The 21944-nt window shown below is 68.6% G+C and carries 15 protein-coding genes; 6 read left to right on the top strand and 9 right to left on the bottom strand.

The window, feature by feature from the left end:
• Window positions 1-59: 59 nt before the first annotated feature.
• The 3 genes from WG209_RS11680 to WG209_RS11670 all read right to left on the bottom strand — a co-directional run bounded on the left by WG209_RS11680 (window position 60) and on the right by WG209_RS11670 (window position 3116).
• Window positions 60-962: a reverse transcriptase domain-containing protein gene (locus tag WG209_RS11680; RefSeq protein WP_337175220.1), complete on the bottom strand. Its 903-nt coding sequence runs from the start codon at window positions 960-962 to the stop codon at window positions 60-62.
• A complete protein-coding gene (locus WG209_RS11675; RefSeq protein ID WP_337175219.1) occupies window positions 959-1675 on the bottom strand; it encodes a slipin family protein in 717 nt (238 codons plus the stop codon). The genes WG209_RS11680 and WG209_RS11675 overlap by 4 nt, the downstream gene beginning before the upstream one ends.
• A gap of 403 nt (window positions 1676-2078) precedes the next feature.
• Window positions 2079-3116, bottom strand: coding sequence for a radical SAM protein (locus WG209_RS11670; RefSeq protein ID WP_337175218.1), 1038 nt, complete (start codon window positions 3114-3116; stop codon window positions 2079-2081).
• 333 nt (window positions 3117-3449) lie between these two features.
• On the opposite strand from WG209_RS11670, the gene WG209_RS11665 reads away from it, so the two are divergent.
• From WG209_RS11665 to WG209_RS11655, 3 genes are all read left to right on the top strand, one after another.
• On the top strand, window positions 3450-5012 hold the full coding sequence (locus WG209_RS11665; protein WP_337175217.1) for a trypsin-like peptidase domain-containing protein: 1563 nt from the start codon (window positions 3450-3452) through the stop codon (window positions 5010-5012).
• 484 nt (window positions 5013-5496) lie between these two features.
• Window positions 5497-6747 (top strand): aminotransferase class I/II-fold pyridoxal phosphate-dependent enzyme, encoded by a 1251-nt coding sequence (locus WG209_RS11660; RefSeq protein ID WP_337175216.1) that lies wholly within the window; start codon window positions 5497-5499, stop codon window positions 6745-6747.
• A 141-nt stretch (window positions 6748-6888) separates the two neighbouring features.
• On the top strand, window positions 6889-7854 hold the full coding sequence (locus tag WG209_RS11655; protein WP_337175215.1) for a class I SAM-dependent methyltransferase: 966 nt from the start codon (window positions 6889-6891) through the stop codon (window positions 7852-7854).
• A gap of 30 nt (window positions 7855-7884) precedes the next feature.
• Here WG209_RS11655 and WG209_RS11650 read toward each other — a convergent pair whose 3' ends face one another.
• From WG209_RS11650 to WG209_RS11625, 6 genes are all read right to left on the bottom strand, one after another.
• The gene (locus WG209_RS11650; protein WP_337175214.1) at window positions 7885-8976 is read right to left on the bottom strand and encodes a PIN domain-containing protein; all 1092 of its coding nucleotides are present in this window, start codon (window positions 8974-8976) and stop codon (window positions 7885-7887) included.
• Between the two features lie 91 nt (window positions 8977-9067).
• Window positions 9068-9586: an HIT domain-containing protein gene (locus WG209_RS11645; RefSeq protein WP_337175213.1), complete on the bottom strand. Its 519-nt coding sequence runs from the start codon at window positions 9584-9586 to the stop codon at window positions 9068-9070.
• Window positions 9587-9776: 190 nt separating this feature from the next.
• Window positions 9777-10409, bottom strand: a complete 633-nt coding sequence (locus WG209_RS11640; RefSeq protein WP_337175212.1) for a hypothetical protein — start codon at window positions 10407-10409, stop codon at window positions 9777-9779.
• Between the two features lie 343 nt (window positions 10410-10752).
• On the bottom strand, window positions 10753-11580 hold the full coding sequence (locus tag WG209_RS11635) for a polysaccharide deacetylase family protein (RefSeq protein WP_337175211.1): 828 nt from the start codon (window positions 11578-11580) through the stop codon (window positions 10753-10755).
• Between the two features lie 15 nt (window positions 11581-11595).
• The gene (locus WG209_RS11630) at window positions 11596-14199 is read right to left on the bottom strand and encodes a DUF4132 domain-containing protein (RefSeq protein WP_337175210.1); all 2604 of its coding nucleotides are present in this window, start codon (window positions 14197-14199) and stop codon (window positions 11596-11598) included.
• A gap of 4 nt (window positions 14200-14203) precedes the next feature.
• The gene (locus WG209_RS11625) at window positions 14204-14608 is read right to left on the bottom strand and encodes a hypothetical protein (RefSeq protein WP_337175209.1); all 405 of its coding nucleotides are present in this window, start codon (window positions 14606-14608) and stop codon (window positions 14204-14206) included.
• 382 nt (window positions 14609-14990) lie between these two features.
• Between WG209_RS11625 and fusA the strand changes: the two genes are divergently transcribed.
• The 3 genes from fusA to ppdK all read left to right on the top strand — a co-directional run bounded on the left by fusA (window position 14991) and on the right by ppdK (window position 21747).
• A complete protein-coding gene (fusA, locus tag WG209_RS11620) occupies window positions 14991-17069 on the top strand; it encodes an elongation factor G (RefSeq protein ID WP_337175208.1) in 2079 nt (692 codons plus the stop codon).
• A 772-nt stretch (window positions 17070-17841) separates the two neighbouring features.
• Window positions 17842-18735 (top strand): DUF3179 domain-containing (seleno)protein, encoded by an 894-nt coding sequence (locus WG209_RS11615; protein ID WP_337175207.1) that lies wholly within the window; start codon window positions 17842-17844, stop codon window positions 18733-18735.
• Between the two features lie 327 nt (window positions 18736-19062).
• Complete coding sequence (ppdK, locus tag WG209_RS11610) at window positions 19063-21747, top strand: pyruvate, phosphate dikinase (RefSeq protein ID WP_337175206.1); 2685 nt, start codon at window positions 19063-19065, stop codon at window positions 21745-21747.
• The last annotated feature ends 197 nt before the right edge of the window (window positions 21748-21944 follow it).

Genomic DNA, 21944 nt, shown 5'->3' with positions numbered 1-21944 from the left:
CGTCCCGGAGGCGTCGGCGCCACAGCCCGACGCCTCGTCGCGTTTCGAAGCCCCCGGGCTCAACGGAATCGCGACATCCGGTCCACCATCTTGATATAGGCGTCGAGCCCCCGCGCCCTCGCCGCGACGGCGGCGTCGCCTCCGAGCCTCGCATTCCAGCGGAGCAGCGTGGCACGCCAACGCGACGACCGGGGGACGCGAATCCGGCCGTCGCCGTGGACCGTCAGCCCCACCAACTCGAATCCGTCGCGGGCCGTCCCCACCCGCCATCCCTTGCGGGGTTGGACCTCGTAGCCCGACCTCGCAAGGATGTCCTCCACCGCGGCCGTGAAGCCGCCCGGCGGGGCACTGTCCGGCCAGGAGAACGCCAGGTCATCCCCATATCGGGTGTAGACTCCGCCGGTTCTCCCCGTCAGCGTCTCGATTCGCTCGTCGAGCCGGTAATTGACGAGGTTGCTCAGGCAGGGGCTGGTCGGCGCGCCTTGCGGCAGGCCGTCGCGGAAGACGCAGAGGCGCATCAGGATGCGTCGAGTGTCCGGGGCCCATCCCTCGGCCGCCAGCCATCGCGCCACGCGACTCCCCCGGGTCGATTCGAAGAAATCGCGGAGGTCCACCGCGGCGATAGTCCGGTTCCGGGCGTGCGGCAGGACGTGCGCCAGGGTCGAACCTCCAGGTCGGAATGCCGTCGCCGCCGGGTGGACCTGATTATGGGCGAGTTGGGCGTCGAGGAACCGGCGCTGGAGCGTCTTCAACGCCGGCGACGGGGCCAGGATTCGGCGCTCGCGGCCGTCGGGCTTGGCGGCGGCGATTGGCCGATAATAATAGCGCGAGCCCATCCGGATCGCGTCCAGCTCGCTCGTCTCGACCCCTAGTAGGCCCGCCAGGAATTCGCGATGCATGCCCTCCCAGACGACGTGTCTCCGGCCCGAGAACAGGCCGGCGAGCCGCTCGGCCGGGGTCATGACGACGAGCCCGGATCCGACGCGGGCGGCCCGCCGAAGAGACGATCCAGGCCGGGGATCACCACGACGTTCCCCGACTTGGACGCGAGCTGCGACAGCGTCTCCAACTCCTGGAGCCGGAGCATGATCGGGTTTTCCTGCACGAGCTTCGCCGTGTTCGCCCGGGCCCGCGCCGCGGCGACCTCGTGCCGGGCGGCGGCCAGGCCGGCCCGCCCTTTCAGGTCGGCCTCGACTTCCTGGAGGAAGACCGCGCGGACCGTCCCCGGCAGGATCATGTCCTTCACCCCCACTCGCGCCAGCTCGACGCCGTAGGCGAGGGCGCGCGGGGCGACTTCCTCGCGGAGTTGCTTCGAGAGGGCGTAGCGCTCCTTCAGCAGGTCTTCCAGCGTCCGGCCGGTGATGGCCTCGCGCAGCGTAAGCTGGAGGTCCTGGTAGAGCTGAGAGCGAAAGTCGCTGACCTGATGGCGAGCGGCGACGGGGTCGACCACGCGGAACTGGGCGATCAGCGTGACGCGCACGCCGATCTTGTCGGCGGTCAGGATCTCCTGGCCCTCGACGGTCTGGCTGACCTCGCGGACGTCCACGACGTCGACCTTCCAGTCCTTCCACCGCCAGTATCGATACCGACCGGGCGGGAGCACGCCCGCGAAGCGGCCGTCTTGATAGTGCAGGCCGCGCTCGTACTCGCGGACGACCACTTTCTCGCGGAACATGATCGGACGCCTCCCGGTCGGAGGAAGGGAGCTTCGCGATTATTGATGGATCGTATGATGGCGAGTCGGGGGACTGGTGCCGGACGGATCGACGACCACGGGACGATCATTGACGCCGATCGGCCGAGGACGCGAGGCCCTCGGCGAGACCGGCGGGTATCCTGACCGTCGCAAGGCGGTCGCGGACCGCGGTTTCCCGCGGCCGGCGGCGAGGTCGCGTCGCCCGAAGGCGATGGCCCCGCGTCCGCCCCCCGACGTTGGTCCGCGCCGCTCGCGGCGTGGACCATAATGAAGCCCCGACCGCGGTACGCTCGTCCCCAACAGGGGGAGCGCCGCCTGGGCATGGGCGAGGATGAGTGTACGGATTCTCAGGCCAGTGTCAAGGCCCCGCTTCCCGCCCGCGTCATCCCGCCCCGGCCAGCGTCCCGCAGGCGGCCTGGATGTCCTTCCCGCCGGAATATCGGCGCACGATCGGCTGGCCGACGTGCCGCGTCAGGGCGTCGCGGAACGCCTGCAATTCCTCGGTCGAAGGGGGCTTGTAGCGCCCGGTGGGGTCAGTCACCTCGATGAGGTCGACGCGGACCCGGGTGTCGCCGATCAGCTCGCCGAGCGCGCGGGCGTCGTCCTCGTCCATGTTGACGCCGGAGATGCAGACGTAGGCCAGCGTGACGCGCGTGCGACGGGCGATGGCATGCCGCCGCGCCGCGGCGACCACGTCGGCGACCGGCCACCGCGCGGCAACCGGGACCAATTCCTTGCGCTTGGCGTCGGTGGCCGCGCCCAGGCTGATCGCCAGGCGGTAGCGCTGGCCCTCCTCGGTGAAGCGGTCGATCTCCGGCACCAGGCCGACGGTGCTGATCGTGATCGCCTTCGCGGCGACCGCCCCGGCAGACGAGCATCGCAGCAGATCGGCCGCGGCCATCACGTTGTCGTAATTCAGGAACGGCTCGCCCATCCCCATGAAGACGACGCCCGTCACGCGCCGGCCCTGCTCCTGCACGATCGCGCGGGCCTGGAGGAACTGGTCGATGATCTCCCAGGTCCGCAGGTTCCGACGCATCGTCATCCGCGCCGTGGCGCAGAACGTGCAGCCCATCGCGCAGCCGATTTGCGATGACAGGCAGAGGCTCACCGCGCCTTCCTTGTGGAGCGGGATGAGGACCGTCTCCAGCGCCAGGCCCTCGGCGGCGCGGAAGCGGAGCTTCTGGAAACCGTCGACGGGGGACGACACGGAATCGTCGAGCTTCAGCCGGGGCAGGGGGGTGGGAGCGACCTCGCGGCTCAGCCGCTTCGGGATCCGCGACTCCGCCGTCCAGCGATCGGGGTCCAGCACGCCTTCCTTGAAGACAGTCGACAGCAGCCGACGGACGACCCCCGCGTCGCATCCTCGTTCCGCCGCCCAGGCTTCCAGCTCGCCCGGCCGGGCGTCCCTCGGATCCATCGTCGCGCGTTCCCCCGCTGGTGCATGACCCAGAATCAGCCGGTCCAGGATACCGAATCGCCCCCGGTCGGGCGATATTCAAACGCTTGCGCGCGGAGGCCGCGCGCGATCACGAGCCGGGCGAGGCGGCGGCGCGTCCTCGCCGAATTCGAACGAGATGAAGAAACCAAAATCCGGAGAACAAACCTTTGGCGCGGGGGCGTCGTAGGAATCCAAGGATCGCGAGTTGGCGAGCCGACGGGCGCGATCCCGTCGAAATGCATGCTGGATCAGGAGTTGAGGCGTCGCGATTTCCGCGGTCGCATTCCAGTAAAGTGTGAGGAGAAGTCGAGGATGAAGCGAAACCCAGTCGCCTGGGCGGCCCTCGTGGTCTCGACGGCCGCGTTGGTCAACTCGTCGGGCGTTCTCAGGCCGATGCCGGCGGCCCCCAAGCTGCCCCCCAAGAGCCAGGAGGTCGCCCAGGCGCTGTCCCAGGCCTACGAGGCCGTCGCGGAGTTCGTGAAGCCGTCGGCCGTGCAGATCAGCGTCCAGAAGAAGGCCGCGGCCGGCCCCGACATGCGGAACTTCCGGTTCCCGATGCCGGGCAATCCCCGGAACGGCCCGCAAACGCCGAACGACATGAAGGACCTCGAGGAGATGCTGAAGAAATTCTTCGGCCCCGAGGGGAGGGTTCGGCCCAACCAGTTCGGCGGCCGCGGCGGCGGCGTGGGCTCCGGGTTCGTCTATGACGACAAGGGGCACATCCTGACGAACTACCACGTCGTCGAGGGCGCCGAGAAGATCGTCGTCGCCTTCAGCGACGGGGTCGAGTTGCCCGCCACGGTGGTCGGCACCGACGACAAGTCGGACGTCGCCGTCATCAAGGTGGAGAGCACCAACTACCCGCCCCTGCCGCGTGGGAACAGCTCCAGTGTGAAGGTGGGCGACCTGGTCATGGCCGTCGGCTCGCCGTTCGAACTGAGCCAGAGCGTGACGACCGGGATCATCTCGGCGACCGAGCGGAACAACGTCCGCATCAATGAGTACGAGTCGTTCATCCAGACCGACGCGGCGATCAACCCGGGCAACTCGGGCGGGCCGCTCGTCAACATGGCCGGCGAGGTGGTCGGCGTGAACTCGGCGATCGTCACCGGCAGCCGCGGCAACGACGGCATCGGCTTCGCGATCCCGATCGACATGGCCGCCGAGGTCGCCGATCAGCTCATCGCCAGCGGCAAGGTCCAGCGCTCGCGGATCGGCATCCAGCTCGCGCCGCTGACCCCGATCCTCGCCAAGCAGCTCGGCGTGGAGGACGCCAAGGGCGTGCTGGCCGAGCAGGTCCTCCCAGGCAGCCCGGCGGAGAAGGCCGGCCTGAAGCCGGGCGACGTCATCGTCGGCTTCGGCGGCGAGAAGGTCGACAGCGTCCCGATCTTCCGGCTGAAGGTCGCCTCCAGCAAGGCGGGCCAGGAGTTCCCCATCGAGTACTTCCGCGAGGGCAAGCGCCAGCAGGGGACCATCGTCCCCGCGCCTTCCGAGGAGGTGGTCTTCAACATCGAGCGCGAGCGGAAGGAGGCCGAGGAGGAAGGCTCGACGGCCAAGGAGTCCGAGAAGTCGCCCATCGCCGACTTCGGGATCGACGTCCAGCCGCTGACCCCCGAGCTGGCCGAGTCGCTGGGCATCCCCAAGGACGTGAACGGCCTGCTCGTGGCCTCCGTCAAGGAAGGGAGCCCGGCCGAGGCCGAGCAGATCCGCGAGGGGGACGTCATCACGAAGGTCGTCCGCGACAAGAGCGTCCAGCCCGTCGGCGACGTGAAGTCGTTCCAGGAGCTGGCCGCCAGCGTCGACACCCTGTCGATCTACGTCCAGTCCGGCCAGGGGCCCGGACGCTTCGTCTCGCTGGCGAAGCCGACGAAGTAAGCCGGCCTCGGCCCCTAGCGGGCGGGCCGCCAGGCTAGGTGGAAAAGGAGAAAGGGCGTCCAGGCGCGAACCTGGACGCCCTTTCCACATCTATCAATGATCCAGAGTGACCTGGGCTCGCGGGGTCAATCAGGAGGCGCGTGCGACGTTGTCGGCGGGTCGCCTGGTGGTAGGAGTATTGATCGGCGCGCGGGCCGGCCGCGCTCACCGAAAGTTCGCCCGACCGCCGGATTCAGGGCGACGTCGCCGATCGCCGAAACATCCTCCGGTCCCGACGGCCCGCCGGGCCCCCCGGACGCTCCCGGCGGAACCGGGGAAAAAGGGCCTGCCGGATTCGCCGCCTCTGAAGTATTGTAAATGCGGCATCGGGCCGACGCGTGGCGACGGCCCGACGGCCGGTATCACGCAGCGAGAGCCCGCCGGGGGGTCCGATGGACGGCGGGTGCTCGCCACTTTCCACCGCGGGCCGAAGGCGAAGTTCTCGATGATCGATCCGACAACCAATCCCGGTTCCGAAGAGCATGAATCGACCGAACGGTACGACATCGAGGCGGCCCCCCGGGTGCGCAACCTCCCGCCGTACCTCTTCGGCAAGATCAACGAGCTGAAGTACCGCAAGCGCAGGGCCGGGATCGACGTCATCGACCTCGGCATGGGCAACCCGACCGACCCTCCCCAGGACTGGGTCATCGACAAGCTCTGCGAGGCCGCCCGCGACGAGCGGAACCATCGCTACAGCGTCGCCAACGGCGTCTACAACCTCAGGCGCGAGGTCGCGGCCAAGTACGAGAACCGCTTCGGCGTGACCCTCGACCCCGACCACGAGGTCGTCGCCACCATCGGTTCCAAGGAGGGGTTCAGCCACATGTGCCTGGCCCTCCTGGGCCCCGGCGACACGGCGCTCGCCCCCGCCCCCACGTTCCCCATCCACATCCACTCGATCGCCCTGGCCTCGGCGAACGTGATCTCGCTGGACGTTCGCGACGAGCGCGCCTTGCTGGCGAACATCGCCCGCGTGTGCGAGAGCCTCCACCCCCGGCCCAAGATCCTGGTCCTGAACTACCCCCACAACCCGACCGCCACGGTGGTCGAGCCGGCCTTCTTCGAGGAGATCGTCGGCCTGGCGAAGAAGTACCGCTTCTTCGTCATCCACGACTTCGCCTACGGCGACATCGGCTTCGACGGCTACCAGCCGCCGAGCTTCCTCTCGGTGAAGGACGCGATCAAGGTGGGCTGCGAGTTCACCACCATGTCCAAGGGCTACAACATGGCCGGATGGCGCGTCGGCTTCGCCGCCGGCAACCGCGACATGCTCGGCGCCCTCAAGGCCATCAAGGGCTACTACGACTACGGGCTCTTCCAGGCCGTCCAGATCGCCTCGATCGTCGCCCTTCGCCACGGCGAGGAGGCCCGCGCCGCCCAGGTCGCCGAGTATCAGGAGCGCCGGGACGTGGTCGTCCGCGGCCTCCGGCGGCTGGGATGGGAGATCGAGTCCCCTCGCGCCGGGATGTTCGTCTGGGCGGACATGCCCGAGCCCTGGCGGAGCCAGATGGGATCGATCGACTTCGCCATGAAGCTGCTGGAGGAGGCGAACGTCGCCGTCAGCCCCGGACGCGGCTTCGGCGAGCCGGGCGAGGGCTCGCTCCGCCTGGCCCTCGTCGAGAACGATCAGCGCCTCCGCCAGGCGGTCCGCCAGATCGGCCGCTGCCTCCGACCGGAACACGCCGCGAGTTAAGTTCGCTGCCGAATCGGCCGGTAGCGATTTTACAACATCCTGTTTTGCGATGGAATCATTTTCAGCAGGAGGGGTGTCGCCTGATAAAATGCCGGAGTTCGCCCCAAAAGGGCGCTCTCCGCGGCATTCCTCGAGGCGACAATGCGAAACTGCCCGATTTGCGCCCATGCCTCCGCCGAACCATGGCTCCTCGTCCCGGACATCGTCACCTCCTCCCCTTCGAGGGGGGCGTACGAGCTCTTTCGGTGTCGGGACTGCGATTACGGCTTCGTCGATCCGCGGCCGACGCCGGAGGAAGCTCGCGGCTTTTATCCGGACAACTACTACACGCACGCGCCGAACGGGAGGCCCGCGGGGGGTCGCCTCCCGTTTCCCGATCGCCTCCTGCACAACCTGGCGTGGCGGTTCGACCGGAGCGTCCCGATGACCGACGCCCTCGGGCGATACTGCGCGGGCCGCCCTCGCGTCTGCGACATCGGGTGCGGTTCGGGAAAGTTGCTTGGCTTGATGCGCGACGCGGGCGCGGACGTGGTGGGCGTCGAGATTGACGAGAAGGCCCGAAACACCGCCCGGTCTCTCGGCCTTGAGGTGTATGCCGGGACCGCGGAGCAACTCCCCCCGGAGGTGGAGCCGGGGACGTTCGACCTGGTCTGGATGTGCCACGTCCTGGAGCACTGCATCGATCCGGTCGCCGGGCTCGCGAGTGTCTCAGGACTGCTGAAGCCCTCGGGCCGACTGGTCGTCGAGGTCCCGAACAACGAGTGCCTCGGCATGCAAAGGTCGGGCATCGCCTGGCGGTGGCTGGACGTCCCCAGGCATCTGAACTTTTTCACGCGAAAAAGCCTGACCGGGGTTTGCCGCCTGGCCGGCCTGGAGGTCGAGACGGTCGAGTTCTCGGGCTACGGCCGCCAGTTCCATCCCGTCTGGGCCGCGGCGGAGGAAAGGCTGCGGCTCGCCTTCGCCGCCGCCAACGCCGCCGCGAGCACGGGGGCCTCCACGCGGGGCGTCGGCGCCCCGTCCCGCTGGTCGCTGCTGCTGGCCACGGCGGGTGCCCAGGCCGGGAGGAAATACGACTCGGTGCGCGTGACGGTCCGTCGGCCGGCGTAGTTCGACCGCCGGCCGTCAGGGCCCCGGAGATCAGGCGTCGCGATGCCCGCGGCCGTGGGGCGGCTCGTGGTGGGCCTGCTGGTTCGGCCCGGGCGCTTTCGGCGGGGGGGGGGAATCTAGCCGGCCGAAGATCATCCGCCCGGCGCTCGTCTGGAGGACGCTCGTCACCGTCAGGCGGACGATCTCCCCGAGGTGGTACGCCCCCTGCTCGGCGACGACCATCGTGCCGTCGTCGAGGTAGCCGACCCCCTGGCCGGACTCCTCCCCGCGCTTGATGAGCTTGACGTTGAGGTTCTCGCCCGGCAGGACGATCGGCTTCATCGCGTTGGCCAGGTCGTTGAGGTTGATGACCTCGACCCCCTGGAGGCGGGCGATCTTGTTCAGGTTGTAGTCGTTGGTGACGACCTTCCCCCCCAGGTGCTTCGCCAGGATCACCAGCCGCTGGTCGACCTCGCGCACGCCGGCCAGCTCGGGGATCTCCGCGTCGTCGATCCGGACCTCGACCCCCGGCGACTTCTGGAGCCGGTTCAGGATGTCCAGCCCGCGTCGGCCGCGGTTGCGCCGAAGCTTGTCGGAGCTGTCGGCGATGCCCTGCAACTCCTGGAGGACGAACCGGGGGACGACCATCGGCTGGTCGATCACCTTGGTCTCGGCCACGTCGGCGATCCGGCCGTCGATGACGACGGAGGTGTCCAGCACCAGCGGCCTGGCCCCCTTGACCTCCTTGGAGAACTCGACGTAGGGGATGATGAACCGGAAGTCGTCCTTGGTCTGGAGCAGCGTCGACATGCAGATGTAGGTGATGAACAGCGTCAGGACGCTGGCGATGGTCGGGTGCGTCTTCGGGTTGATGTACTGCTGGAGCGCCGGCTGGATCGCCTCGCTGACGAGGTTGCTCAGGAAGATGCCGACGATGACGCCGAAATAGATGGCGGAAATCGTCTGGATCCGCTTGCGAGGGGTGAGCCAGTCCGCCACGACGAACGCGATGGCCGCCAGCATCAGGCCGGTGAAGAAGACGTAGGGGCGGCCCAGGTCGTTCTCGCCCACGACGCCGGCGATCCGCACGCCCAGCGCCGCGACCACGAGCAAGAAGATGATCCGGATCAATACGAGCAGCATCGACGACCTCGCGGGAGGGAAGGAGGGGGCGGGATGATCCGATGATCGGCCGCGAGACGGCCGGTTGCAAGACTAGGCCTAACGAATTCCTTCATGGAAGCGCCCCGGCCGCCGCGTCGGCCTCGATTTCGGCCCGCAGTCGCTCTCGGAATCGGTCGAGGCTCTCGGTGACGACCTTGGTCTCGGCCAGGACGGGCATGAAGTTGGCGTCGCCGTCCCAGCGGGGCACGACGTGCCAGTGCAAATGCCCCGGGAGTCCCGCGCCGGCCGCCCGGCCCTGGTTGAGCCCGACGTTGTAGCCCTGCGGTCGCATCATCCGGTCGAGGATCGCGGTCATCCACCGGATCGTCTCGATCGGCTCGACGAGGTCCGCCCCCCGGAAGTCCTGGAGGGTCCCCAGGTGCCGCATCGGGGCGATCAGGAGGTGCCCATTGTTGTACGGATAACGGTTCAGGACGACGACAGTGGACCGACCCCGCCAGGCGATGAGGTTCTCGGCGTCGCGATCCTCGGCCAGCCCACGGCAGAGGAAGCACGAGGGGCCGTCGCCGCGATCGAGCTCGCCGGAGACATATTGCGCGCGCCAGGGCGCCCAGATTCGATCGATCACGATAGGGAGTCTCCGACCGGCCATCGCGCGCGAGGAGGACGCGTCCCGAGGGGGCGATCCAGGGCGCGGGGACGCGCCGCGGGCGGGCGCGCCGCTTCGGTACGGATCCGCGCCGTCCGATGATGGATCATACCAGCCGCGGGGGCGGCGTGTCTCGCGGTGAGCCGGCGGAATTCCCGATCGGATCAGGTCAGAGGAGGCGACCCTCCCAAAGCGGGCTTCGCGCCCAGACCCTACCCGTGATGTGCCCGCTCTCCACCATGATGAGCTGGGCGCGGTCCTCGCCGGGGCGGGCGCGGGTCTCCGGGTCGATCAAGACGTGGTTGCCGGGGACCCGGAAGCTGAATGGGCGGGGATAGACGGGCTGCCCCGCGGACGGCCCGAGCGCGGCGGGCTCGCCGTCGACCAGCCACCGTCGACCGGTCCACTGGACCTCCTGTCCCCCCACGGCCACGACCCTCGCGGCGCTCTGGATGCCCGTGACCGAGCCGTCGAGCCAGACCCACTGGCCGCGCTCGGGCAGGCTCTCCTTGTAGGCCAGCCGGTTGACCAGGTATGAGCCCTCGTCGGGATCCGGCCCGTAGCTAGGCCAGGCCACCAGCGAGAGCAGGCCGAAGAGGGGGGCGTGCAGGGCCAGGCCGAACCCCACGCCGGTCGCCGCGAGGACGGGCGTCGGGGTCATGCCGCAGAACGGGTTCAGCCGCGCCGCGTCGACCCATCCGAGCGTCTGCACGGCGATCGCGGCGACGAGGAGGAACCACATCGACGGGGTCCCCCACAGCACCACGGCACCGGCCGCCGCGCCGACGTAGGCCGCCGCCATCGTCGCGCCGCGGGAGCGTCGCCCCGCCGACCATTGCGCGAGGCCCGGGACGAGGGCCCACGGGCTCGGCACGTTCGTGGAAAAAGCCGGAGTCGTCGCGATGCGACGACCTGACCTCGCGGGGGGTTCGGCGGACTTCATTCCGGGGCCTGGGACTGCGGGGAGGATGGAGCCCCCGAATCGCGGCTCGCGGGGGACGCGACCCGGCTCGGGGCGGACTTTCTTCGAGATCCTCGCCGTGGGTCCGGCAAGGGGGCGGATACAGAAAGAGTACACAATCCCCCCCAAATTTCGCCCCCGATTTCCGGAATTCCTGAAATCGTCGATCCGCGCTCCCGGGGACTCACCGGCCGGCGGCCTCGCCGGGGGCGAGCAACTCGTCCACCCGGGCGAAGGCGTAGCCGCGATCCGCGAGGCGGTCTAGCAGCTCCCCGAAGCGGGCGGAGAACTTATCGGTTCGCTTCGGACTGGTCCCGACGTGGAGGAGCAGCAGGAAGCCGTTCAGGCCATGCGGATCGTCCCGCTCGCGACGGAGGATGCTTTCGAAAATCTCCCGCGACGGCACGAAGTTCCGGGCGTCGTCCTCGGTGTAGTCGGCGTTGGAGCGGGTGCCGGTCGTGAAGTTAACCAGGCGCATCCCCCTCGCGGAGGTCCAGCGCGCGATCTCCGCGTCATAATGCTCGTAGGGAGGGAGGAAATAGACGGGGGGCTCGGGCGCGAAGCGGGCGACCTTCGCCAGGTTGGCCGATAGATCGGCGTCGAACGTCTCGCGCGACACCAGCCGCTTACGGTCCGGACCCCAGTCGCAATAGAGGAGATGCTTGTCCGAGTGCGGGCCCAGGTAGTGCCCCTCGGCCACGATGCGCTTGACCAGCGGCTCGAACCTCGGGTTCGCCAGGAAATCGCCGGTGAGGAAAAACGACCCCCGGGCGCGGTGCCGGGCCAACTCGTCGAGGATCGTCTCGCATCCCTCGGCGAACTCATGCCCGGTGAAGACCAACGCGAGCCGCTTCGCCGAAGTCGGCCCGCGCGTGATGCCGCCGTGGGCGATCGCGCAGCCATCCGCGACCGCCGGCCCATCGCCGTCGCCGGGGGCGAGGCCCGTCGTCGCCAGGCAGGCGCACGCGACGATCGATAAAAGTCGAGCCTTCCGCCCCGTCCAGGTCGTCATGTCGTCGCGGCCTCGTTATCGCTTGATCTGGCTGACGATGGTCGGGTCGGCGATCTTGCGATCGTCGGCGAGCATCATCGCCTTGCTGAGGATGATGGAGAGGGTGGCGTCCCCCTCGAACGGGAGGAAGACGCCGCCGTCCGGCTCGGCGGCCGAGCGCTTGGGGACGATGCAGAGGTACTGGTCGTTGGGCTCCATCAGGATGTTGCCGCTGCCGAGGTGGATCTTGTACGTCCGCAGGTCCCCCTTGACGACCAGGAACCTGTCGCTGAACGAGCATCGCGGGCCGATCTTGAGCCGGGGGATCAGTCGCTCCAGGACGGCCTTGCGGGTCTGGCCGTTGGCTGTCAAGTCGCCGAAGCTGTAGCGTTGCCAGTAGTCGACGTGACGCCCTCCGGGGCCGCCGTCGGCCCAGGTCGGGTCGTTGCCGACGCTCGCCACGCCGACGAACAGGTCGACGTCCCGCAGGACTTCCGACAGCACCAGCGGCGGCACGCGTTCCAGCGGCACGGGCTCGGCGTCGTCCCGGCCGTTCCAGCCCGTCGAATACCCGCCTCCCCCCGCGTGCGCTTGACGCTGGGGGGCGGCGATCTCGTAGAACCGGACCTGATCGGTCGACAGGTGCAGATAGGCGCCGGACTCGGTCGAGTCGCGGCCGTATTCCTCGCCGATCCCCTCCACCCAGAACTCGGCGCGCAGGCCCCACTCGGGGAGATCCTTGCTGGTCGCCGGGTAGGAGTCGTCGACCATAAGCCGCAGGCGGTTCTTCCAACCCCGGTTGGCGCAGAGGGCGTGGTACTGATGCTGCCGCAGGACGTGCGCGGCGAAGCGGTTGGAGTAGACGCGCGTGTTGCGCTCCGCGTCGGTCAGGACGTAGACCTCGCGGTGGGCCTGCTTGAACGGCTGGCGGATCTGGTGGCGGTCGAGCCAGTCGCGCCAGGCCGTGACCTCCTCGATCGTCCGGCCGATCGGGTGCCACAGGCCGACCGTCGACGCTTCCAGGCCGTCCAGCGGCCAATCATGCGCGTCGACCATCCGGCCGTCGAGCCAGGCCCCGTCGACCGTCCGGTCGTCGGATTCAAACCGCCAGATCAGCCGCCGGGCGATCACGCCGACGAGCGGGTGATCCCGGTAGCGTCCCCGCCACGCCTCGAACGGCCAGGGCTTGCGGACCAGGAACAGGCCGTCGATCCGCTCGCGCTGGGCGGTCAGCATCTTGCCGATGTCCTTGACCGCCCCCTGTAGCTCCTTCAAATCGTCGGCGTGCTCCTTCTTGACCGCGGCGGGGACCGACTTGAGGGGCTTGCCGTCGGCCGCCTTCGACCACCTCAGCGAGGCGTCGCGCCCCTCGGCCAAGATCTCGGCGACGTATTCCCCGAGTTCCTCCCGACGCCGCCCGACCTCCTCCATGCCGTACGCGGGGACGGCCATCTCCTCGACCTCGTCCCGCGGCAGCCCCTCGCGCCTCGCGGCGGCGTCCAGCGCCTTCTCGACCTCCTTCTGGGCGGTGCCGAACTTGATCTTCACCTTCAGCAAGGCGAGCTGCCCGACGGCGTCCAGCCCAGGCATCATCCCGAGCGCGGCGACGGCCGCGTTCCCCAGCGAGACCAGCCGCGGCCCCTTGCCCGGAACCTTGCGGTAGCTGGAGAGCGCCAGCCCGGCGAGCGACCGCGCAAGATCGCGGTCGGCGGACATCGCGGCGCACCAGGCCAGGCCCTTGAGCATATTGACATGATGGGGCTCGATCAGGTCGTCATGGGACGGTTCCCATGCCTGCCCGCGCGGCCTCGATTGAGTCCGGGGCCGATCGACCAGCGGCAGCCACGTCAGGAGCCGCCCCTTGAAGTCGTCGAAGCCCACGGCCTCGACCAGCGCGGGGACGCCCTTCAACCATCTGGCGGTCGGCTTGCCTCCCCCGGCTTCCTGGCAGGAGATCAGGAGCGACGACCATCTCTGGCGACGCTCGGGCTCCATCGCGGCCAGGTCGGCGATGGCGACGTCGGACCAGGCCTCGCCCAGGATGAGACGCGCCCCGGGCTCTCGCCCGGTCAACCTGGCCAACCGGTCGGCGGCCTTGCGGCAGCCGGCGTCGCGCGTGTCGGCGGACAGTTTGGCGATCGCCGTCTCGACAGCGTCGGCCAGTTCGTCCCCCAACGGCCCGGCGGCGGCCCGATCCTCGAAGGCCGACGCGATGCCTGCCAGCGGGATCCAGTAGGAGTTCACCGCGTAGGACGTGGTCAGCCAGCCCAGGATCGCCTTCAGCGTCCCGTCCGAGAGCGGCAGCTTGCGCCGGAGCAGGGCCCTCAAGGCGACCTCGGCGAGCTGACGACGGATCAAGGCCGGCCCCCAGCGCGCGTCCGAGTGCGGATTGCGCGGGTTGCCGGCACCGGCCCGAATCTCCTCCAGGCTTCGGTCGGCCTCGGCCAGCCGCTCCAGGAGGCGGCCGACGGCCGCGGCCTGCGTGTCCCTGTCGAGGGCCAATAGCCCCGGCCCGACCTGGGTGTCCTTCAACTCGATCCCGTATGTGTACCCGTACTTCCCTCTGCACTCCTCGGCGAGCAGAGCGTCGATCAGCCCCTCCACGACCTCTTCCGGGGCGGTCGCCTGGTCCTGGCCCATCGGCTCAGCCCCCCACCAGCAGGGTGAGGCGGAGGAAGGTGACGACGGACTTCGGTCCGATGGTGAAGGTCTGGTCGAGCGATTCGGCCTGGCGGTCGTCGATCAGGATCAAGATCTGGTTCGCGTCGAACGCCCCGAGCGCCCGCTCGTATTGTTTCTTCCAGTCGATCGGGCGGGGCTTGCCGCCGGCCCTCGGGCCGTTGAGGGCCTGCTCATACCCCTCGGGCTGGACCAGGCCCCGGTAGGGGCCGGCGGCTCGCTCGCGGGCGTTGTGATCCTGGACCTCCTGATAGACTCTTTCGCGGATCAGGTCGCGGACGGTGATCGTCTCGTTCAGGAATTCCAGGGACCATTCTTGCGAGACGCCCCCGGCGGGGGTCTCGTCGCGGACTGTCAAGGTCGCGGGCATCGGCGTGGCCTCCCGAAATGGGGACCGGGGCGGCGAACGGAGTGAATCGGGCCTCCATGCACGGTAACGGGGCGACGGGCCGTTCGCCAGGATCGAATGATTCGAATCGTCCGCGCGTCGTGAATCCGCCTTGACGACCCCGGAGACGTTGATAGGATTGTTCGTCTTGAGCGCTCGACCTCCCCGGATCCCACCCGATCCCGTATCAGGCGGCCTCGGCCTACCGTGCCTGGTGCGCCTTGCTTTCCCCCGGCTGGCCGCCGCTTCGTTGCTGGAACAGACGAATCGGACCGGTCCCGTCTCGATGAGAACGATGTGTGGTTAAACAGGTCGCGGGACGGGCGTTCCACCCATCCCGCGACCGTTGAGACGTAATCGGACCATGGAAAATCTGCGAAGCCTGCGGAACATCGGCATCTCGGCCCACATCGATTCGGGCAAGACCACACTCACCGAGCGGATGCTGTATTACACCGGCCGGACCCACGTGCTCAAGGAGGTCAAGGGCGAAGGCGCGGTGATGGACCACATGGAGCTGGAGAAGGAGCGCGGGATCACGATCTCGTCGGCGGCCACCACGGTCCGCTGGCACGACAACGTGATCAACATCATCGACACGCCCGGCCACGTCGACTTCACCGTCGAGGTGGAGCGGTCGCTGCGCGTGCTCGACGGCGCCGTCCTGGTCCTCTGCTCCGTCGCCGGCGTGCAGTCGCAGTCGATCACGGTCGACCGCCAGATGAAGCGGTACAACGTGCCGCGGCTGGCGTTCATCAACAAGATGGACCGCACCGGGGCCAACCCCTCCAACGTGATCGGCCAGCTCGAGTCGAAGCTCGGCCTGACGACGCTGCCGCTGCAGCTCCCGATGGGCGCCGAGTCCAACTTCCAGGGCGTGATCGACCTGATCAATCGCAAGGCCCTGTACTTCGACGGCGAGAAGGGCGAGGAGGTCCGCTCGGAGGAGATCCCGGCCGAGTTCGCCGCCGAGGCCGCCCGCGCCCGCCAGGGGATGCTGGAGGCCCTCTCGATGATCTCCGACGAGATCATGGAGCTGCTCCTGGAGGAGCAGGAGGTCCCTCTCGAGCTGATCCACGACACGATCCGCGCCGGCACCATCGCCCAGCAGCTCTGCCCGGTCCTGGTCGGGACCGCGTACCGCAACAAGGGGATCCAGCCCCTGCTGGACGCCGTCTGCCGCTACCTCCCCAGCCCGCTGGACCGCGAGGTCAGCGCCAAGGACAACGACAACGAGATGCAGGAGGTCCCGCTCACCACGGACCCCGAGGCCCCTCTCGTCGCCATGGCGTTCAAGCTGGTCGAGGAGGCGTTCGGCCAGGTCACGTACATGCGGATCTATCAGGGCACGCTGAAGAAGGGGACGTTCTACTACAACTCCCGCCAGAAGAAGCGCGCCCGCATCAGCCGCATCCTCCGCGTCCACGCCGACGAGAAGGAAGACATCGACGCCGCCACCGCCGGCGACATCGTCGCCGTCATGGGGCTCGAGTGCGCCACCGGCGACACGTACTGCGCCGAGGGGTCGAACCTCTCGCTGGAGAGCATCTACGCCGCCGAGCCGGTCATCGACCTGTCGATCCAGCCCCACAAGCGGGGCGACTACGACAAGCTCTCCAAGGCCCTCAACCGCTTCATGCGAGAGGACCCCACGTTCCGCGTCCATGTCGACCCGGAGACCAGCGAGACGATCATCTCCGGCATGGGCGAGCTGCACCTGGAGATCTACGTCGAGCGCATCCGCCGCGAGTACAAGGTCGACTGCACCGTCGGCATGCCGAAGGTGAGCTATCGCGAGGCCCCGACCCGCGAGACCCCGTTCAACTACAAGCACAAGAAGCAGACCGGCGGCTCCGGCCAGTACGCCCACGTCGTCGGCAAGCTCGTGCCGCTCGACCCGCAGAACCCCGAGCCCTTCGTCTTCGAGAACAAGGTCACCGGCGGCCGGATCCCGAACGAGTACATCCCCTCGGTCGAGAAGGGCTTCCGCGAGTCGATGCGCAAGGGCCCCGTCGCCGGCTACGAGGTCATGGGCGTCCAGATGACCCTGGACGACGGCTCGTACCACGACGTCGACTCCTCGACCATGGCCTTCGAGATCTGCGCCCGCGACTGCTTCCGCGAGACGTTCCGCAAGGCCGAGCCGGTCCTGCTGGAGCCGATCATGATCGTCGAGGTCGAGATCCCGACGGAGTTCCAGGGCCCCGTCACCGGCGCCCTCTCCTCCAAGCGGGGCGTCATCCTCGGCACCGAGAGCCGCTCGGGCTACACCGTCATCTCGGCCGAAGTCCCGCTCAGCGAGATGTTCGGCTACTCCAACGACCTCCGCAGCATGACCCAGGGGAAGGGGGGCTTCAGCATGGAGTTCCTCAAGTACCAGAAGCTCCCCTCGCGGCTCCAGGAAGAGGTCGTCAAGAAGGTGCAGGCCGAGGCCAAGGCCTGAGCCTCGCCCCGATCCTTTCCGAAATCTCGACCCATCGCGAGGCCGCCGGCACCCCCGGCGGCCTCGTCGCGCGTCTGGAGCGTTCCCGGAGCGATGAATCCGTCTCGTCTCGCTCTTTATATCAAATTCCGGGGAATTCTCGAAGTCGTAAGCCACGGTCCGGCAATTATTTAGGTCGATCGGGCTGGATCGCGGATTTTCTCCTCCCCATTCGTATGCATGGACAAGGTGGAGAGCTTCACTCCGCGGATCCTTGGCAATTCGAATGAAGGGAATCGACAAGCCGAAGCCGCGCGCCATGTCGGCCCTCGGCCGTGATCGGGCTGTCCGCGATGGCCTCGATGGTCTTTCGGGTCGCGACGCGTGGCCCCGACCCGGCTGGCGACGACGACCGCTCCTGAGGGCGGGGGAGGATTTCGGGCCGGTTGAGTGACATTGCGAGGGAGCCGTGGCGACCATTCCCCGCCCCGCGCGACCGGCGACGGTCGCCGGAAAACATGTTCGAAATCGACGAACGAAGCCAAGCCGACACGCAGGTCAAAGGTTTGAGGATTAAGGAGTTAGGTCCGACGCTGCGCGAAGCTCGTCCCGACGAACAAAGCCACCGAGCCTCGTCGCGGACGGGCGCGATCAACGGAGGCGCGTTCGGATTCCTGGCATCGAAATGCGTTCGATCATTGACGCCGAGGGGGCGAGTCTGGGATAACGACGCGGCTCATCTCTCTCCAAACGCGGCGAATGCTCGTCCGGAAGGCTTCGGAGGGCTCCTGTCATGCGACCGCACGCATCGGCCTCGTCTCCCCTCGACCCGCGACACACCCTGGGCGCGACGGCGCCCCCCCGGAACCTGGCGCGATCCGCCCTGGCGGCCGTGCTGATCGTCGCCCTGACCGCGACGGCCGCGACCCTCGGCCGGCGAGTCTGGCACGAGTGGTCGATGTTGATGGAGGAGGAACGCTACGTCGCCTCGAGCGCGGTGATCGGCTTCCGCAACATCTACCCGGCGATCTCCAAGGCCATGCCTCCCGATCCATGGCGTCGGACGGAGGGCACCAACCTCTTCGTCTGGGCGGGGTGGAAGGGGGCCCAGGGACACCAGTGGTTCAAGCTGGCGGTGGGGGACTGCGACCCGGCGGCGCTGGGGCTCCCGATCGGCCGGGACGTGGCCCGCGCCATCGACGATCCCGACGTCGAGGCCGACGGCGGCGAGATCTGGGCCCGCATGCCCGAGGAGGCCGACGTGGCGGGGCTGACGATCGGGAAGAGCGCCCGCGCCTACCCCAGGATCGTGCTGGGGAAGGTGCTGGTCGTCAACGACGTCATCGACGGCGTCCCGCGGCTCGTCCACCACGACCCATTCCGGGGCGCGGAGGGGGCGGCGGACGTCTCCGTGTACGACGCGAGCGTCGACGGCGGCCGGATCCTGCTGGCGTCCAGCGGGTTCTCGCTGGGCCGTCGGCACGTCCTGTACGACCGCGGCACGGAGAGCCTGTGGGTGGAGCGAGGCGATGCCCTGGCCGCGTTCAGCGGCAAGCTCAAGGGGAAGACCCTCCCGCTGGTCCAACGGCTCCCCACCACGTCGTGGAGCGACTGGCGATCCGACAACCCCGAGACCCGGCTCCTCGTCGGGGCGAGGATGGGCCCGGCGAGGCTTGCGGGCCGGTGAAGGGGGGAGCGAGGGACCGACCGGCGGTCGGGCCGGATCGCCGGGGGTCCCCGCTTGACGGGCCGGGCTCGGGACGCTAACTTGGATTTTGACAAGACGATACGATCCTGAACGTCCCCGGTGGCGGGCGGGCGCGGCCTCGTGCCCGCGGTTCGCCGTCGTTTCCTCGTTCAGCGGCCCCACCCGAGTCGGCGTCCCCGCCGGACGGATCCGGCTCCTTCCTTCTCGACGTCGAGGCGATCAAGCGGGCTCCGAGGCCCCGGCTTCGGCCTCGTCCACGGCCGTTGGGCGCCCTTGTCTGGCCCAGTCCAGGAGTCTCCCAGTCCGATGTCCACGTCTACGTCCACGCCCAAATCCAAGTACGTCTATTCCTTCGGCGGCGGCAAGGCCGAGGGCAAGTCCGACATGAAGGAGCTGCTCGGCGGCAAGGGCGCCAACCTCGCCGAGATGAGCTCGATCGGCATCCCCGTCCCGCCGGGGTTCACGATCACCACCGAGGTCTGCCACGAATACTACGAGACCGGCAAGAAGCTGCCGGAGGCCGTCCGGCCGCAGGTCGAGGACGCGCTGAGGCAGGTCGAGTCGCTGACGGGCAAGAAGTTCGGCGACCAGTCCGACCCGCTGCTGCTGAGCGTGCGATCCGGCGCCGCGCTGTCGATGCCGGGCATGATGAACACGATCCTCAACCTGGGCCTGACCGACGTCTCGGTCGAGGGCCTGGCGAAGAAGACCTCGAACCCGCGGTTCGCCTACGACGGCTACCGCCGGCTGATCGACATGTTCGGCTCGACGGCGATGGGCGTGGACCACGAGCACTTCGAGCACGAGCTGACCGCGCTGAAGGAAGAGAAGGGCGTCAAGCTCGACACCGACCTCTCGGCCGACGACCTGAAGGAGCTGGTGAAGCGGTACAAGGCCGTCTACACCAAGCACGTCGGCGAGGAGTTCCCGCAGGACGCCAAGGACCAGCTGTGGAAGGCCATCATGGCCGTCTTCAACAGCTGGATGGGGAACAAGGCCGTCCAGTACCGGCGGATCGAGCGGATCACCGGGCTGAAGGGGACGGCGGTCAACGTCCAGGCGATGGTCTTCGGCAACACCGGGCAGAACTCCGGCACGGGCGTCGCGTTCACCCGCGACCCGAACACCGGCGAGAACGTCTTCTACGGCGACTACCTGATCAACGCCCAGGGCGAGGACGTGGTGGCCGGCATCCGGACCCCCGAGCCGATCTCCCAGCTCAACGACGAGATGCCCAAGGTCTACGGGCAGCTCATGGAGATCCGCGAGAAGCTCGAGCGGCACTACAAGGAGATGCAGGACGTCGAGTTCACGGTGGAGGAGGGCGTCCTCTACATGCTGCAGACCCGGACCGGCAAGCGGACCGGCTCCGCCGCGGTGCGGATCGCCGTGGAGATGCTGAAGGAGGGGCTGATCGACGAGAAGACGGCCCTGAAGCGCGTCAACCCGGACAGCCTGAACCACCTGCTGCTGCCGCAGCTCGACCCCAAGTCGAAGGTCAAGCCGGTCGCCCAGGGGATCGCCGCCAGCCCCGGCGCCGCCAGCGGCGTCGTGATCCTGTCGGCCGAGGCGGCCGTCGCCCACCACGAGGCCAACCCGGGCGTCCCGATCATGCTGGTCCGCCGCGAGACCAGCCCGGAGGACGTCGCCGGCATGCACGTCGCCAACGGCATCCTGACGTCGACCGGCGGCAAGGCCAGCCACGCGGCGGTCGTCGCCCGCGGCTGGGGCAAGCCCTGCGTCGTCGGCTGCGAGTCCGTGGCGATCGACGAGAAGGGCGGCAAGATCACCATCGGCGAGACCGTCGTGAAGGTCGGTGACTACCTGACCATCAACGGCACGACCGGCGACGTGATGGTCGGCCAGGTGGAGACCGTCGACCCCAGCATGTCCGGCCACTTCGCCGAGCTGATGGGCCTGGCCGACAAGCACCGGACCATGAAGATCCGGACCAACGCCGACGCCCCGGCGGACGCCCTGAAGGCCCGCGAGTTCGGCGCCGAGGGGATCGGCCTCTGCCGCACCGAGCACATGTTCTTCGAGGGCCAGCGCATCGTCGACATGCGCAAGATGATCCTCGCCGACGACCTCGCCGGCCGCCAGAAGGCCCTCGCCGCCCTGGAGCCCTACCAGCGCGAGGACTTCATCGGCATCTTCGAGGCGATGGACGGCCTGCCGGTCACCATCCGCCTGCTCGACCCGCCGCTGCACGAGTTCCTGCCGCACGACGAGGCCGGCCAGTCCGAGGTCGCCAGGCAGCTCGGCATCCCGGTCGAGAAGATCAAGCGCCGGGTCGAGCAGCTCCACGAGGCCAACCCGATGCTGGGCCTCCGCGGCTGCCGCCTGCCGATCAAGTTCCCCGAGATCGGCGACATGCAGGTCCGCGCCATCCTCGAGGCGGCCGTCGAGGTCGTCAAGCGTGGCAAGAAGGTCCTGCCGGAGATCATGATCCCGCTCATCGGCACGGTCGAGGAGCTGTCGATCCTGAAGAAGCGGGCCCTGGAGGTCGCCGAGCAGGTCTTCGAGAAGGCCGGGACCCGGGTCGAGTTCCTCATCGGGACGATGATCGAGATCCCCCGCGCCGCCATCACCGCCGACCAGGTCGCCGAGGAGGCCGAGTTCTTCTCCTTCGGCACCAACGACCTGACGCAGCTCACCTTCGGGTTCAGCCGCGACGACATCGGTTCGTTCATGCCGACCTACGTCGAGCAGAAGATCCTCCCGGTCGACCCGTTCCAGACGCTCGACCAGTCGGGCGTCGGCGTGCTGGTCGAGATGGGGACCCAGAAGGGCCGCGCCGCCCGCAAGGAGAAGCACGGCCAGCACCTGAAGGTCGGCATCTGCGGCGAGCACGGCGGCGACCCGGAGAGCGTCGCGTTCTGCCACAAGATCGGCCTGGACTACGTCTCCTGCTCGCCGTTCCGCGTCCCGATCGCCCGCCTGGCCGCCGCCCAGGCCGCCCTGGGCGCCATCGGCCAGCGCGACAAGTGACGACATGACGCCGGGCCGCCGGCGACCCTGAAACCGTGACGACCACGAGGGCCGTCGGACCCACCGTCCGGCGGCCCTCGCGCGTTCCCGGGCCGACGGGACCCTGGAAATCGGCCCGCGATTCGCACACGATGGACCCCGTCCACCCTCGCCGTTCAACGCCGTTCACACCCTCACGACCCCGACGGGACGACCCC

Origin of the sequence: Paludisphaera sp. (assembly GCF_037189885.1) — a bacterium.
Lineage (GTDB): Bacteria > Planctomycetota > Planctomycetia > Isosphaerales > Isosphaeraceae > Paludisphaera.
Note: the sequence above shows the minus strand (reverse complement) of the source record. Positions and strands in the feature narration are given on the sequence as shown.

Excerpts from the sequence above, each read along its gene's own strand:
- WG209_RS11625 (WP_337175209.1), bottom strand. The coding sequence starts at position 14,608 with ATGCCCGCGACCTTGACAGTCCGCGACGAGACCCCCGCCGGGGGCGTC.
- WG209_RS11630 (WP_337175210.1), bottom strand. The coding sequence starts at position 14,199 with ATGGGCCAGGACCAGGCGACCGCCCCGGAAGAGGTCGTGGAGGGGCTG.
- WG209_RS11660 (WP_337175216.1), top strand. The coding sequence starts at position 5,497 with ATGATCGATCCGACAACCAATCCCGGTTCCGAAGAGCATGAATCGACC.
- WG209_RS11615 (WP_337175207.1), top strand. The coding sequence starts at position 17,842 with ATGCGACCGCACGCATCGGCCTCGTCTCCCCTCGACCCGCGACACACC.
- WG209_RS11675 (WP_337175219.1), bottom strand. The coding sequence starts at position 1,675 with ATGTTCCGCGAGAAAGTGGTCGTCCGCGAGTACGAGCGCGGCCTGCAC.
- ppdK (WP_337175206.1), top strand. The coding sequence starts at position 19,063 with ATGTCCACGTCTACGTCCACGCCCAAATCCAAGTACGTCTATTCCTTC.
- WG209_RS11670 (WP_337175218.1), bottom strand. The coding sequence starts at position 3,116 with ATGGATCCGAGGGACGCCCGGCCGGGCGAGCTGGAAGCCTGGGCGGCG.
- WG209_RS11650 (WP_337175214.1), bottom strand. The coding sequence starts at position 8,976 with ATGCTGCTCGTATTGATCCGGATCATCTTCTTGCTCGTGGTCGCGGCG.
- WG209_RS11680 (WP_337175220.1), bottom strand. The coding sequence starts at position 962 with ATGACCCCGGCCGAGCGGCTCGCCGGCCTGTTCTCGGGCCGGAGACAC.
- fusA (WP_337175208.1), top strand. The coding sequence starts at position 14,991 with ATGGAAAATCTGCGAAGCCTGCGGAACATCGGCATCTCGGCCCACATC.
- WG209_RS11655 (WP_337175215.1), top strand. The coding sequence starts at position 6,889 with ATGCGAAACTGCCCGATTTGCGCCCATGCCTCCGCCGAACCATGGCTC.
- WG209_RS11640 (WP_337175212.1), bottom strand. The coding sequence starts at position 10,409 with ATGGCGGCGGCCTACGTCGGCGCGGCGGCCGGTGCCGTGGTGCTGTGG.
- WG209_RS11635 (WP_337175211.1), bottom strand. The coding sequence starts at position 11,580 with ATGACGACCTGGACGGGGCGGAAGGCTCGACTTTTATCGATCGTCGCG.
- WG209_RS11665 (WP_337175217.1), top strand. The coding sequence starts at position 3,450 with ATGAAGCGAAACCCAGTCGCCTGGGCGGCCCTCGTGGTCTCGACGGCC.